General features: G+C 63.7%; 14 protein-coding genes and 1 pseudogene. 6 read left to right on the forward strand and 9 right to left on the reverse strand.

Annotation, left to right across the window (positions count from 1 at the left end):
* Positions 1–114, forward strand: a pseudogene (locus H0241_RS34245) (IS630 family transposase); the annotation flags it as partial.
* 49 nt (positions 115–163) lie between these two features.
* Here H0241_RS34245 and H0241_RS34250 read toward each other — a convergent pair.
* From H0241_RS34250 to H0241_RS34280, 7 genes are all read right to left on the reverse strand, one after another.
* A complete protein-coding gene (locus H0241_RS34250) occupies positions 164–1,033 on the reverse strand; it encodes an aldose 1-epimerase (RefSeq protein WP_181062125.1) in 870 nt (289 codons plus the stop codon).
* A gap of 3 nt (positions 1,034–1,036) precedes the next feature.
* Positions 1,037–1,792, reverse strand: a complete 756-nt coding sequence (locus H0241_RS34255; protein ID WP_181062126.1) for an SDR family oxidoreductase — start codon at positions 1,790–1,792, stop codon at positions 1,037–1,039.
* A gap of 12 nt (positions 1,793–1,804) precedes the next feature.
* On the reverse strand, positions 1,805–2,536 hold the full coding sequence (locus tag H0241_RS34260; protein ID WP_181062127.1) for an ATP-binding cassette domain-containing protein: 732 nt from the start codon (positions 2,534–2,536) through the stop codon (positions 1,805–1,807).
* 3 nt (positions 2,537–2,539) lie between these two features.
* Positions 2,540–3,517: an ABC transporter permease gene (locus H0241_RS34265; RefSeq protein WP_181062128.1), complete on the reverse strand. Its 978-nt coding sequence runs from the start codon at positions 3,515–3,517 to the stop codon at positions 2,540–2,542.
* Positions 3,518–3,603: 86 nt separating this feature from the next.
* Positions 3,604–4,581 carry a sugar ABC transporter substrate-binding protein gene (locus tag H0241_RS34270; RefSeq protein ID WP_181062129.1) on the reverse strand — a complete coding sequence of 326 codons (978 nt, stop codon included), beginning with the start codon at positions 4,579–4,581 and terminating at the stop codon, positions 3,604–3,606.
* Positions 4,582–4,604: 23 nt separating this feature from the next.
* On the reverse strand, positions 4,605–5,807 hold the full coding sequence (locus tag H0241_RS34275) for a mandelate racemase/muconate lactonizing enzyme family protein (protein ID WP_181062130.1): 1,203 nt from the start codon (positions 5,805–5,807) through the stop codon (positions 4,605–4,607).
* A gap of 1 nt (position 5,808) precedes the next feature.
* Positions 5,809–6,528 carry a FadR/GntR family transcriptional regulator gene (locus tag H0241_RS34280; protein ID WP_181062131.1) on the reverse strand — a complete coding sequence of 240 codons (720 nt, stop codon included), beginning with the start codon at positions 6,526–6,528 and terminating at the stop codon, positions 5,809–5,811.
* A gap of 97 nt (positions 6,529–6,625) precedes the next feature.
* Here H0241_RS34280 and H0241_RS34285 point away from each other — a divergent pair, with 97 nt between their 5' ends.
* Positions 6,626–7,522 (forward strand): SMP-30/gluconolactonase/LRE family protein, encoded by an 897-nt coding sequence (locus tag H0241_RS34285; protein ID WP_181062132.1) that lies wholly within the window; start codon positions 6,626–6,628, stop codon positions 7,520–7,522.
* 38 nt (positions 7,523–7,560) lie between these two features.
* Here the strand turns inward: H0241_RS34285 and H0241_RS34290 are convergent, their stop codons facing one another.
* Complete coding sequence (locus tag H0241_RS34290) at positions 7,561–9,105, reverse strand: helicase HerA-like C-terminal domain-containing protein (protein WP_181062133.1); 1,545 nt, start codon at positions 9,103–9,105, stop codon at positions 7,561–7,563.
* Between the two features lie 348 nt (positions 9,106–9,453).
* Here H0241_RS34290 and H0241_RS34295 point away from each other — a divergent pair, with 348 nt between their 5' ends.
* From H0241_RS34295 to H0241_RS34310, 4 genes are all read left to right on the forward strand, one after another.
* Entirely contained in the window at positions 9,454–10,893 is a 1,440-nt protein-coding gene (locus H0241_RS34295; protein WP_181062134.1) for a methylmalonyl-CoA mutase subunit beta, read from the forward strand.
* Positions 10,890–13,010: a methylmalonyl-CoA mutase gene (gene scpA / locus H0241_RS34300; protein WP_181062135.1), complete on the forward strand. Its 2,121-nt coding sequence runs from the start codon at positions 10,890–10,892 to the stop codon at positions 13,008–13,010. Before H0241_RS34295 ends, scpA begins: the two co-directional genes overlap by 4 nt.
* Before the next feature lie 70 nt (positions 13,011–13,080).
* The gene (locus H0241_RS34305; protein WP_181062136.1) at positions 13,081–13,311 is read left to right on the forward strand and encodes an AbrB/MazE/SpoVT family DNA-binding domain-containing protein; all 231 of its coding nucleotides are present in this window, start codon (positions 13,081–13,083) and stop codon (positions 13,309–13,311) included.
* Positions 13,308–13,694 (forward strand): type II toxin-antitoxin system death-on-curing family toxin, encoded by a 387-nt coding sequence (locus H0241_RS34310; RefSeq protein WP_181062137.1) that lies wholly within the window; start codon positions 13,308–13,310, stop codon positions 13,692–13,694. Before H0241_RS34305 ends, H0241_RS34310 begins: the two co-directional genes overlap by 4 nt.
* Here H0241_RS34310 and greA read toward each other — a convergent pair.
* Positions 13,691–14,164, reverse strand: coding sequence for a transcription elongation factor GreA (gene greA, locus H0241_RS34315; protein WP_181062138.1), 474 nt, complete (start codon positions 14,162–14,164; stop codon positions 13,691–13,693). The two genes, H0241_RS34310 and greA, sit on opposite strands and share 4 nt — an antisense overlap.
* Positions 14,165–14,196 lie beyond the last annotated feature (32 nt).

The raw sequence follows: 14,196 nt of genomic DNA on the forward strand, positions 1-14,196 counted from the left end.
AAGCGAACCGTCGAGGACACTTGGCGCCACATCGGCCACCTCGTCGAAACAATCGAACCCGGCGAATGCAAGAACTACTTCGCAAACGCCGGATACGCTTCCATCAAAACGTGAAAGACTCTAGATCAAGGGACGGGGAACGGTTGTGCTGCCTTGTTTGGCATCAACGCGACGCGGTGGAATTCCAGTCAAGCCGCATGTTTGCACTCAGCATAGCGCCGTGCTCAAGCGAGGTCAGCCCTTCGCCGTGATGCGCATCGACGGCGTGCGACACCGGCTCGAAGCAGAAGAAATCGGCATCCTGCGACGGCGAATAGAGGATGAAGACGTCGAGCGACGGCGAGGCCGTCAGCGAGATGGTGATGTTGTCCTCGGGCCGGGTGATCCTGGCGCGGCGGTCCCAGCCGTCGAAGGCGTTGTTCACCCAGCTGCGCGGCAGCAGGGAGCTGCTCGAGAAATTCCACGCGGGGTAATCGGCCACAGGCGCCACGCCGATCGGCAAATGACGCTTATCCTCCAGCCAGACCCGCGCCGCCTTTGCCTCAAGCGTCGTTGCGGCGCTGCGCGGAAACCACGGATGAAAGCCGAGGCCGTAAGGCAGGCGAATGCCGGCACGATTCTCCACGGTGAGCGTGGCATCCAGCGCCCCGTCATGCAGCGCGTAGGCGACCCGCGCGGTGTATCGGTAGGGACCGATCCCGCCGGCGTCGAGGATCAATTCCGCTTCGGTGGCGCTATAGCTGGCAATCCGCCACTGCCTCTGGAAGCCGTCGCCATGGATCGGAAAGGCCTCTCCCGGCACGTTCGGCGCGACGGCGTGGAAGCGGCCGTCGAACTCGAAGCCGCCGCCTGAAATGCGGTTCGACCAGGGAACCAGAACCTGGCAGCCGGAGGCGCCGGTGCCATCGCCCGCCCGCAGCAGCGGCACCGGCGCACCGCTGACCAATGCGTCGAAGCGCGCGATCGCCGCACCCTTCTGTGGGGCCAGGACGAGACGGGCGCGGCCGTCGCGCAGCTCCAGCAGGCCGGCCATCCCTCACCAGCCGCCGTCGATGGCAATGTTCTGCCCGCTGATCATGTCCGAGGCGGGCGATGCGAGGAACAGTACGAGATCGGCAATGTGATGCGGCTCGATGCGCTTCTTGAGACCCTGGTTCTCCAGGATCCAGGCGTTGTATTGCGCCAGCCGGTCGCCGAACACACGCGCCTCGGCCTCCGAAACAACCGCGCCCGGGGATACGGCATTGACCCTGACGCCGTGCGGCCCAAGTTCCCGCGCCAGTGATTTGGTCAGGCCGAGCATTGCGCCCTTCGACGCGACATAGGGCACGTAGCCGTCCCAGCGGCCGTTGAGCGTGATGGAGCAGAAGTTGACGATCTTGCCATAGGCCTTCGCCTTCATCCCCGGTGCGCAGGCCCGGGCCAAGGCGAAGGCGGCCGAGGAATTGACGCGGATCTGATCCTCATACTCGGTCAGCGAAAATTCCTCGAATGGCCGGTTGATGATCAGGGCAGCGTTGTTGATCAGGACGTCGATCCCGCCTTCCCTCGCCGCCAGCGCCGCCACCGTAGCCTCCGCCTCCGCAAGCCGATTGAGGTCGCAGCCGATAAAGGCGACGTTGCCGCCTGCCTGCGCGGCCAGTTCCGAGGCAATCCCTGGCCCGTCCTCGCTGTCGGGGCGGTCGAGCACCAGCACGCGCGCGCCGGCCCGCGCCAGCGTCACCGCCTGGGCCCGGCCGAGCGAGCCAAGGCCGCCAGTCAGGAGCACGACGCGATTGGCAAGGACCTTCATTACCGCCGCCTCTCAGAGAACGCTGTGGACTTCATCGATCGACGTCTCTGTGACCCGCTTGTCCAGCACGATTTCGCCGCGCGCCATCGCCACGACGCGGTCGCAACATTCAAAGACATGGTGCATGTTGTGGCTGATAAAGACGCCGGTGATGCCCTGTTCTTTGAGGCCGCGCACGAAGCCGATCACCTTCCTCGTCTCCTTGACGGAGAGATGGTTGGTCGGCTCGTCGAGGATCATCACCTTCGACTTGAAATGCATGGCCCGCGCAATGGCGACGCCCTGCCGCTGGCCACCCGAAAGCTCACCGACAAGGGCATCCGGTGAGCGCAGGTGCAGGTCGACATTGGCAATCGCGCGGATGCTCTCGCTGGCCATCTTCTTCTGGTCGAGCAAGCCGACGCCGAGGACCGAAAACCGGGTCGGCTCGCGGCCGATGAACAGGTTCCGGGCGATCGACATGGTCGGCACCATGGAATTGTACTGGTAGATCGTCTCGATGCCGAGATCCATCGCGTCGCGCGGCTTGGCGATGCGGACTGTCCTGCCCTCGACCTTGATCTCGCCCTGGTCCGCCGTGTGGACGCCGGAGAGGATGTTGATGAGGGTTGATTTGCCGGCGCCATTGTCGCCGACCAGCCCAAGCGCCTCGCCGCGGGTGAAGTCGAGCGTTACCCCCTTCAGCGCATGGACGCCGGAATACCATTTGTGAAGGTTGTGCACGGAGATGATCGCGTCGGCCATCGCTCAGCCCTCCATCTTGATGGCCTTGGCGCGCTTGCGCATCCAGGCATTGGCGACGACGGCGAATATGGTCAGGAAGCCGATGGCGAACTTGAACCAATTGGCGTCGACATGGCTGAGCACGAGGCCGTTGTCGATGACGCGGATAAGTGTCGTACCGATGATGCCGCCCATGACTGTGCCGATACCGCCGGCGAGCGAAGCGCCGCCGATGACGGCGGAGGCCACCGCCTGCAGTTCCATACCCTCGCCGATCGAAGGCAAGGGCGAGCCCAACCGCAGCACCTGCAGCATGCCGGCGAAGCCGGAGAGCATCGAACAGAGCATGAAGCAGATGATCTTGACCCTGGCGGTCGGGATGCCCATCGCGGCGGCGGCCGGCGGGAAGCCGCCGGTGGCCTTGATCCAGTTGCCGAAATTGGTGCGCGAAAGCATCAGCGAGGTCAGCAGCGCAATGCCGGCAAACCACAGGAAGGACATGCGGAACATGTTGCCGGGGCCAACGAAGGAGGTGAACAGCCAGTTCGGCAGGTCGGCCGGGAGCAAAGGCGGGAAGCCGCCGGAGACGACGACGGTGAGCGAGCGCGCCATGAACAGCATGCCGAGCGTGGTGATGAAGCTCGGTATGGCGAAACGAATGGTGATGTAGCCGTTGATGAAGCCGATGGCCGCTGAGACAAGCAGTCCGGCGAGCAGCGCCAGCGGGAACGGGGCGCCATGCACCATCAGCACCGCCATCGTCATCGGCATCAGCGCGAACACCGATCCGACGGAGAGGTCGAACTCGCCGCTGATCATCAGGATGGTGACGCCGATGGCAACGAGGCCGGCCTCCGGCAGGATGCCGAGAATGCCGCGCAGATTGTCCTGGTTGAGGAACACGCCATGCGAGCGGATCTGGAACACGACGATCAGCAGCAAGAGCAGGATCAGACCGGCCAGCTCCGGCTTTTCGAGATAGGTCTTGAACAGACGCTTCACGTCAGGCTCCAGGAATTCGAACTTCTGTTGATGCATCGGCGGCGCGCGGCGCCGCCGATGCAAAGCCGCTCATTCGCACTGCGCTGTCAGCGCATCCCTTGGGCGGAGAGCGCCATGATCGCATCAGCCTCGTTCGGCCGCACGATGCCCTGACCGGTGTCGATGTCGGACGGCGCCAGGCCGATCTTCTTGTTGAGATAAGCCTCCATCACAGGCATGAAGCCCTGCATGTAGGGCTGCTGGTCGACCAGCGCCTGCACGTAGCCCTTCTGCATCTGTTGCAGCACCTCGGGCACCAGGTCGAAGCCACCGAGCAGGACCTTGCCTGGCGCTACGCCGCGATCCTGCAGCACACGGGCGACGCCGGCGCACCAGAACCCGGTGTCGAAATAGGCGGTGGTGTCGGCATGGGCGTTGAGATAGGCGCCGACGCGGTCGGAGGTGACGGCTAGGTCGGTGCCGCTGTCGATGCGCTCCCACGATACGTCGCGGTCGGTATGGGCGGCCTTGTATTCCTCGAGGAACTGCATCACGCCGGCGCCGCGGCTCTCGGACCAGTTCTGGCCGGGCGCCGAGATGCCGACCAGCACCTTGATCGGGCCATCCTTCGGGAAGCTTTCGGAAATGGCCTTGGCGAGCGAATAGCCCGCCGGCTTGAAGCCCTGTCCGACGAAGGCCTGGCGCGCATTGCCCTTGGCGCCTTCGGTGTCGTCGACATTGACGGCGATCACCAGCACGCCGGCATCGCGCGCTTCCTTGATGACGTCATCGAACGCGTGGTCGTCGACGATCGAGGTCAACAGCGCGTCGGGCTTGGCGGCAAGGGCTGCGCGCATGTTGGCGACCTGCTGTTCGATCGAACCCTCGGTCTGGGTGAAGACCATGTTGCAGCTGGCCTCGACCTTGGCGCAGCCGTCGTCGAAGCCCTTCTTCACCGCCTGCCAGAAGGTGTTCGATGCCGACGAATGGTGCGTGAAGACGATGTTCAGCCCGTCGGCACGCGCGGCGGTCTGGGCACCGAAAAGAGCGATGCCAAGCAGAAGTGTTGCAGTCAGTTTTTTCATTTCAATTCCTCCCTTTGGATTTTCTAGATGTCGGTCTTGTCGGAGACCCGGCGCTGGACGGTGTAGGCCTTGCCAAGGTCGGGGTTGAGCGCCAACCCCAGCCCCGGTCCCGGCGGCACGGTGATCATGCCGTTCTTCACTTCAGGCAGCGCCGTCACCAGGTCCCGGTACCAGGTGCGGTAGAACGCACGCACGCTTTCCTGGACCAGCGCGTTGGGCGCATTGAGCGACAGATGCGTCGAAGCGGCGAGCACGACCGGACCGGTGCAGTCATGCGGCGCGACCGGCAGCCGCCAGGCCTCCGCCATCGCGGCGATCTTGCGCGCCTCCGACAGGCCGCCGCACCAGGAGATGTCGAGCATGACGATGCCGGCAGCCCCGGTTTCGAGCAGGTCGCGGAACGCCCAGCGGCTGCCCAGCGTCTCGGAGGCCGAGATCGGCGCCGGGCTGACCGCCTCGTAGCGTTTCAAGTCGCCGAGGCTGTCCATGCGGATCGGGTCCTCGTGCCAGTAGGTGGCGTAAGGTTTCAGCGCGCCGGCGATCTTCATGGCCGGCAGGAGCTGCCACATCGAATGAAACTCGACCATGATGTCGATCTTGTCGCCGACGGCGCGGCGGATCTTCTCGAATGGCTCCAGCGCCGATTTCAGATCGGCCGCCGAAATGTCGTTGCCACGCGTCTTTTCAGCGGCGTGATCGAACGGCCAGATCTTCATGGCGGTGATGCCGTCCTCGAGCAGCTCCTCGGCCAGTTCGCCGGCGCGGTTGAGGAAGCCGTTGAGATCGTCATAGTCGCGCCCAGCGCCGATGCCGTAATTGGCCGTCGTCTGGCCCTTGGCGTCCTTGATGTATTCGGTGCCGGCGCAAGTGTTGTAGGTGCGGATCGAGCGACGGCTGAAGCCGCCCAGAAGCTGCGCGATCGGCTGGCCGGTGACCTTGCCGAAAATGTCCCATAGCGCGATGTCGAAGGCTGAATTGCCGCGCACCTCGGCGCCGCTGGAGCGGAAGCCGAGATAGCCGACCAGGTCGGCGGACAAAAGGTCGATCTCGAGCGGATCGCGGCCGATCACGCGTGGCGCGACATATTCGTGCAGATACGCCTCGACGGTGCGCGACAGGAAGAAGGTCTCGCCGAGCCCGGTTATGCCTTCGTCGGTATGGACCTCGACCCAAAGAAGGTTAGGCCTCTCCTCGATGCGAATGGTCTCGATCGCGGTGATCTTCATGTCAGGCAATTCCCGCATCGAGGAGCGCCTTGACGCTCTTGTCGAAATGTTGCGCCATATGCTCGACGGCGAGCCGCGGATCGCCCTTGAGGATCGCCTCGGCTATATCCTCGTGCCCCTTGATCATCTTGAGCTGGTCTTCGCTGGAGGAGCGTGTGCGCCAGCCGATCACCCAGGTGCGGCGCGTGACCCCGCTGAAGGCGGTGACGATCAGCGAGAAGACGGGGTTGTGCGAGGCCGCCGCGATCGCCTCGTGAAAGGCGATGTCGTGCTCCATGACGATCTCGGGGTTCTGGAAATTTTCACGCATCAGCCGGGCGGATTGCGCGATCGCGGCGGCTTCCGCCTCGGTGCGGCGGAGCGCCGCGAGCGCCACCGTGCGCATCTCGATCGTGCGCCTGACATCATAGACCTGATGAACGCTGATCTGCTGCGTGGTTATGCCGTGCTCGATCACCATCGACATGGCGCCGGTGTCGAGCTTGGCGACGGTGGCGCGGCGCCCGGCGCTCATGTCGATCAGGCGCATTGCCGAAAGCGACCGGAACGCTTCGCGCACGACGGTTCGCGAGACATTGAGCTGGCGCGTCATGGCCGCTTCGCTTGGCAGCGGATCGCCCGCTGCAAGGCCCTCGGAGCGGATGTGCTGGGTGATCGCCTGAATCGCCGTGCTCACAAGGCCGGGATTTGGCTCAGCCGCTGTCTCCGTCGGATCCTGCATCTCACTCCCTCAAAACCTGTATGACAGGTTGCTATACAATTGTTGTTAATTTATCCAAGCGATATGTGTCAAGAGTGTTTCTAACCTGGAGAACCGCATGAACGAGACGAACGCTAGCCTGGCTTTCGATGCGCGCGACGTGGTGGGCGAGAGCCTGATCTGGGACGATCGCCGCAACCGGCTGGTCTGGATCGACATTATCGGCCGCAGGATCCACAGGCTGGATCCGCTGACCTCAGCTCACGAGTCCTGGGAGACGCCCGATCTGGTCACCTCGATCGGACTGTGCGCCGATGGCAGCGCCATTGTCGGCCTCAGGAACGAGATTGCCTTGTGGGATTTCGGCGGGAAGTTCCGAACGATCGCGACGATCGAACCGGACCGGTCCGACATACGGCTGAATGAAGGCGTCGTCGCGCCCGATGGGTCGTTCTGGGTCGGAACGATGGCCAACAATATCGGAGCGGATGACGTGCCCGTCGCCATCACGCAGGAGGCCGGGCAGCTTTTTCGGGTTGCTCCCGACGGCGGCGTGACGCGCCTGTCCGACGACCGCTTTGGCATCACCAACACCATGGTGTGGACGCAGGGCGGCCGCTTCGTGACCGCAGACACGATGAAAAACGCAATCTACAGCTATGCCTGGGACGGCGGCTCAGGGCTCGCCGATCGCCGGCTGCTTTTCGGCGGGTTCGAGCGAGGCCTGCCCGACGGCTCCTGCATGGATGCCGAAGGCTACATCTGGAACTGCCGGGTCGGGGGCGGCAGCTGCGTTGCCCGCATCGATCCGGGCGGCCAGCTGGATCGGATCGTCGAACTGCCCTGCTCCTGGCCAACGAGCTGCGCCTTTGGCGGCGCCGATCTCGATACTCTGTTCGTCACCTCGGCGCGCTTCACCATGACCGCGGAGCACCTTGACTCGCACCCGCACGAGGGCGGCCTCTTTGCGCTCCAGCCGGGGGAACGAGGCCAATCGAGCAACCGCTTCGGCTAGGCTGTCCGCGATGCGGCAGTCTGCCGGGCTGATGCCTTTTACCGCCCCCGGGACAGGCTGCCCAGAATGCCGCGCACGATCGCGCGGCCGACCGACGAGCCAACGGAACGCACCACCGACTTGATCGCGGCCTCGGCGACGGTCTGGCGATTGGACGGGCGCGGCGCCGGGGCGCGGCGACCGCCTGATTGCGGCGGCGGCGGACCGTCATTGCCGAAGCCCGGAATGGTCCAGCGCGAGCGGCCGCTATCGGCCTGCTGCGCCTCCGCGTCCTGCACCTCCTTGGCCTTTTTCTGCAGCATTTCGAAAGCCGATTCGCGGTCGATGGTCTGGTCGTACTGGCCGGCGACCGGGCTCTGGTCGATCAGCTTGCGGCGCTGGTCCGCCGTGATCGTGCCAAGCGTGGACGACGGCGGCCGGATCAGCGTTCGTTGCACCATCGACGGCACGCCCTTGGCTTCCAGTGTCGAGACCAGCGCTTCGCCGGTGCCGAGTTGGGTGATGGCGGTCATGCAGTCGAAATCGGGATTGGGCCGGAACGTTTCGGCAGCCGTCCTCACCGCCTGCTGTTCGCGCGGCGTGTAGGCGCGCAGCGCGTGCTGCACGCGATTCCCGAGCTGGGCGAGAACCTTCTCGGGGATATCCAAAGGGTTCTGCGTGACGAAATAGACGCCGACGCCCTTGGAGCGGATCAAGCGAACCACCTGCTCGACGCGGTCGATCAGCACCTTCGGCGCTTCGTCGAAAAGCAGATGCGCCTCGTCGAAGAAGAACACCAGCTTCGGCCTGTCGGGATCGCCGACCTCGGGCAATTCCTCAAACAGCTCCGACATCAGCCAGAGCAGGAAGGTGGCGTAGAGCCTGGGGTTCATCATCAGTCTGTCGGCAGCGAGCACGCTGATAGCGCCGCGGCCGTCACGGGTGGTGCGCATGATATCGGCGATGCGCAGCGCCGGCTCGCCGAAGAAATGCGCCGCGCCCTGCTGTTCCAGCACCAGCAGCGTGCGCTGGATGGCGCCGACGGATGGCTTGGTGACATTGCCATAGCGCGAGCTGATTTCCTCGGCGCGCTCGGCAATGCTGGCCAGCAGCGCCTGCAGATCCTTCATGTCGAGCAGCAGCAGGCCGTCCTCGTCGGCGATGCGGAAGGCGATATTCATGATGCCTTCCTGCGCCTCGGAGAGGTTCATCAGCCGCGACAGGAGCAGCGGCCCCATTTCCGAGACGGTGGCGCGGATCGGGTGGCCCTGCTCGCCGAACAGATCCCAGAAGATGACCGGGAATTCCTGGAAGTCATAAGGGTCGAGCCTGACCTGCTCGGCTCGCTTGACCAGGAAATCCTGCGCCTTGCCCATCATGGCGATGCCGGACAGGTCGCCCTTGATGTCGGCGCAGAACACCGGCACGCCGGCATTGGAGAAGCCTTCGGCCAGGATCTGCAGGCTGACCGTCTTGCCGGTGCCGGTGGCGCCGGTGATCAGGCCATGGCGGTTGCCATATTGCAGCAGCAGCTGTTCGGCGCGCTGATAGCTGTCGTCGGGCTTGCGGCTGGCGCCGAGGAAAATGCTGGTCTCGTCAGCCATAGGTCGGGTCTCCGCAAACTGATGTGTTAAAGCCAATGGCCTTGCCGCCGGTATAGTCAGGCCATTGCACAGCGACAATGCCATTCATTCAGATTGGCCATTCATTCAGATTGGCCATTCATCCAGGTTGGGCCAATTGTCCAAATTGGACCAATCCTCGAAATCGGTTTTTGGAGCTTGCGGATTTTGCCGCTGTTTGGCAATCGTTCATGGTTCGTCCACGCAGGCTGACATATGTCAGCCGGATCGAATTGGGTCCCTGCAGGCGCATTGCATTGCGATATCGGACTGGGAACCGTAGACTGGAGTGCTGAGGCTGGTGCGGCCGCATAAGAACGAGGAAAATGGATGGGCGCCGGAGCCTTGAAGGAAGTCGAACCCACAAACGTCGAGCGCCAGCGATGGCTGGCCTTGACCGAAAAGGCGCTCGCCGGCGCGTCCTTCGAGGAAAAACTGGTCTCGCACACCGACGATCAGATTCGCATAGAGCCGCTCTACGATCGCGCCGCCGGGGCCGAACCGCTGGTCCGTGCCAATCCCAAATTGCCCTGGATCGTCAGCCAGCGCATCGACGATCCCGATATCGGCCGTGCCAAGGCCCAGGCTCTCGACGACGTCGCGCAGGGCGCAACCGGTCTGTCGCTGGTGTTCGAGGGCGCGCCGAACGCGTTCGGCTATGGCCTGCCGAGGACGGCGCAGGCGCTGGAGACAGTGCTGGACGGCGTGCCGCTCAATCGCACGCAGATCCGCATCGACGCCCATCCGTGGAGCCGCGCCGTGGCCGACTGGCTCGTGGCGTTCCTGAGCAAGCGCCGCTCCGATCCGGCAAAGCTCAACCTCTCCTTCGGCATCGACCCGGCGGCGATCTTTGCCGGAACCGGCCGACTCCGCATGTCGATCGAGGCCTTGCAGGCATCGATGCCGCAATCGCTGGCGCATTTCTTCTCGCTGGGCGTGCCAGGCGTGCTCTTGGAGGCAGACGGACGGGTGTTCCACAATGCCGGCGCCACCGAGGCGCAGGAACTTGGCACCATGCTCGCCTCGGCGGTGTCCTATCTCCGGATGTTCGAGGATGCGCGCCAGCCGCTTGTCTATGCCGCTCCGCATATCGGCTTCGCGCTGAGCGTCGACCAGGATCAGTTCCTGTCCATGGCAAAGGTACGGGCGCTGCGCAGGCTGTGGGCGCGGATACAGGAAACCTGTTCCATCCCCGCATCGACGGCCAACATCCATGCCGAGACGTCGTTCCGCATGATGACGGCGGCAGACCCCGAAACCAACATCCTGCGCACCACCATCGCCAGCTTTGCCGCGGCCGCCGGCGGCGCGGATTCGATCTCCATTCTGCCACACACCATCGCGCATGGGCTGCCGGCCGGCTTTGCCCGCCGCGTCGCCCGCAACGCGCAGTTGGTCATGGCCAATGAGAGCCATATCGACCATGTCGCCGACCCGGCCTTCGGCTCCGGCGCGGTCGAGGCGCTGACCCTGAGCCTCTGCGAAGCGGCGTGGCAGGAATTCCAGAGGATCGAAGCGGAAGGCGGCGTTCTGGCAAGCCTGCAGCAAGGCCATATCCAGTCGCGCGTCAAGGCAGCATCCCAGCGCCGTGCCGAGGCCTATCGGAGCGGCGAACGGGCAATCATCGGCACCACGCTCTACCCGCTGAAAGGCGAAGCTCCGGTCGAGACGCTGGCGGCCGAGCGGCGGCCTCCTTTCACCGAGGGCGTGGCGGTTTGCGAGGCCCTGTTTCCGGTCCGCATCGACCAGTCAATCGGAGCCGCACCGTGATCCCGGATTTCTCAGAGATCGGCTGGTCGGCGCCAAGGCGCGCGCCCGTCGAGGTCAAGGGCCAGCGGCTGACGCCGGAAGGCATTAGCGTCAAACATCTCTACAGCCAGGGCGACCTCAAGGGCCTCACCCATCTCGAGACCTATCCGGGCATGCCGCCTTTCGTGCGCGGCCCCTACCCGACCATGTATGTCCAACAGCCGTGGACGATCCGGCAATATGCCGGCTTCTCGACGGCGGAAGAATCCAACGCCTTCTACCGGCGCAACCTGGCCGCCGGCCAAAAGGGCCTGTCGGTCGCTTTCGATCTGCCCACCCATCGCGGCTATGACAGCGACCATCCGCGCGTTTCCGGCGATGTCGGCATGGCGGGCGTGGCCATCGATTCCATCCTCGACATGCGCCAGCTCTTCGACGGCATTCCGCTCGGCGAGATGACGGTTTCGATGACCATGAACGGCGCCGTGTTGCCGATCATGGCGCTCTATATCGTGGCGGCCGAAGAACAGGGCGTTGCGCAGAAGGATCTCGCCGGCACCATTCAGAACGACATTCTGAAGGAGTTCATGGTCCGCAACACCTACATCTATCCGCCGAAGCCCTCGATGCGGATCGTGTCGGACATCTTCTCCTACACCTCCCAGCACATGCCGAAGTTCAACTCGATCTCGATCTCCGGCTATCACATGCAGGAGGCCGGTGCGACGGCGGACCTGGAGCTTGCCTACACCATTGCCGACGGCATCGAATATGCCCGCGCCGGCGTCGCCGCCGGGCTCGACATCGACCGTTTCGCCCCGCGGCTGTCCTTCTTCTGGGCGATCGGCATGAACTTCTTCATGGAGGTCGCCAAGCTCCGCGCCGCGCGGCTTTTGTGGGCGAGCCTGATGCAGAAGAATTTCGCGCCGAAGGACGAGCGCTCGCTGTCGCTGCGCACCCATAGCCAAACCTCCGGCTGGTCGCTGACGGCGCAGGACCCCTACAACAACATCACCCGCACCATGATCGAGGCGATGGCGGCAACGCAGGGGCATACGCAGTCGCTGCACACCAATTCCTTCGACGAGGCGATGGCGCTGCCGACCGACCATTCCGCCCGCATCGCTCGAAACACGCAGCTGATCCTGCAAAAGGAATCCGGCACCACCCGCATCATCGATCCATGGGGCGGCTCGGCCTATGTCGAACGGCTGACGCATGATCTGGCGGCGCGCGCGCTCGCCCATATCGAAGAGGTCGAAGCCCTCGGCGGCATGGCTGCGGCGACCGAACAGGGCATCCCGAAACTGCGCATCGAGGAGGCGGCGGCGCGCACGCAGGCACGCATCGATTCCGGCGAACAGATGCTGGTCGGCGTCAACGCGCATCGCCCGGAGAACGACATCGAGGTCGACGTCTTGAAGATCGACAATGCCGAGGTCAGGGCCCGGCAATTGTCGAAGCTGCAGAACCTTAAGGGCACGCGCAATGTCGGCGCCGTCGAGAGCGCGCTCGATGCGTTGACCCGCGCTGCGCAGGGTAACGAAAACCTGCTGGAATTCGCCATCCGCGCCGCGCGCGCCAATGCCACGGTCGGCGAGATCTCGCTGGCGCTGGAAAAGGTCTTTGGCCGTCACGTCGCCTCGGTGCAGACGATCTCCGGCGTCTATCGCAATGCGCTTGGCGACAATCTGACGGTCGACCGGCTGCTGGAGAAGCTCGAAGCCTTCGAAAAAAAGTCCGGCGGCAAGCCGCGCATCCTGGTCGCCAAGATGGGACAGGACGGCCACGACCGCGGCCAGAAGGTCATCGCCACGGCCTTCGCCGATCTCGGTTTCGACGTTACCGTCGGCGCAATGTTCCAGACGCCGGATGAAATCGCCAAACTGGCGGTGGCGCAGGATGTCCATATCATCGGCGCCTCGTCGCTGGCGGCGGGACATCTTACCCTGATCCCCGAACTGCGCGATACGCTGAAGAAACTCGGCCACGCCGACATACTGATCGTCGCCGGCGGCGTCATCCCGCCGCAGGATTACGACGCGGTGCTGCAAGCCGGGGCGGCGGAAATCTTCCCGCCGGGCACGGTTATTCCAGAAGCGGCGGATCGGCTATTGGATCGGCTGCTGGCTGGGTAGCTTGTTATAATTCCTGTTGTAACATCCGGCGCGTTGCGTTATAATCGATGTTGAAACAGGACATTTCAACATGAACACCACCATTCGCAAGATCGGCAATTCCGACGGCTTGATCCTTCCCAAGGAGCTTCTTGAGCAGTTGAATCTGAAGACGGGCGATAAGGTGGCTGTCGTTCGGGAGGGCGAGGAGCTCCGACTGCGCCGCCTTGAGGACTCTGCCGAGGAATTCGAGCGCAAGATGAAGATCGCACGCGAACGGATGAAGAAATACGAGGTTGCCTACCGCGCGCTGGCGAAATGATCGAACATCATTCGCCGGAATTCGTGGAGGCGATGCACGCCGAACAATTACGCCTCCACGGCGGTGCGCCGGGTATCCGCGATGAAGGCATGCTGGAATCGGCGCTCGCCAGACCCCAGCAGAAAGAGGCCTATGGCGAGCCCGATCTTTGCGAACTGGCAGCCGCCTATCTTTTCGGTATCGCCAAGAACCATCCGTTTGTTGATGGCAACAAGCGCACCGCTTTCGCTGCAGCGGACTTGTTTCTCTACTTTAACGGGCTCAGCCTTGAAGCCGAGCAGGCGGACATCATCCAGTTGGTTATGATGGTGGCTGCCAGCGAAATCGATGAAGCGGGTGCAGCGGCATTCTTTCGCGACCACATCGTCAAGCTTAAAGATTAGCTGTCCGACAGCTTGACGATTTCCCATTCCTTGCCGTTGACGCTTGCGACGTCGCCAACGTTCTTGCCGAATAGCGCAACAGCCATCGGCGAGACGTGGGAAATGCTACCCTTTGACGGATCGGCCTCGTCCTCGCCGACGATCTTCCAGTGCACCTTCTTGCCGTCATCACTTTCCAGCGTGACACCCATGCCGAAGCGCACCTGGTCGCTGCCCGGCTCAGGAACGGAGAGCTCGGCACTTTCACGCCGCGCCGTCCAGTAACGCAGGTCGCGCGACACGACAGCGATGCGCTCGCGATCGGCTTTTCTCTCGGCTTTCGCCAGTATGTCGCGCAGATCGGTCAGATTGTCCTCGATCTGCGCCAGCCCGCGCTCCGTCACAAGATTGCGGTGCGGGCTGATCGGCCGCTCGCCGATGCCGGCAATGGCGTTTTCGCTGTCTTCCTCGCGGGTAAAAGCTCTGCTCATTGGATAAACTTAGGCCCGCTTCGGCGACTGTA

This window comes from Mesorhizobium neociceri, from assembly GCF_013520985.1.
GTDB lineage: Bacteria > Pseudomonadota > Alphaproteobacteria > Rhizobiales > Rhizobiaceae > Mesorhizobium > Mesorhizobium neociceri.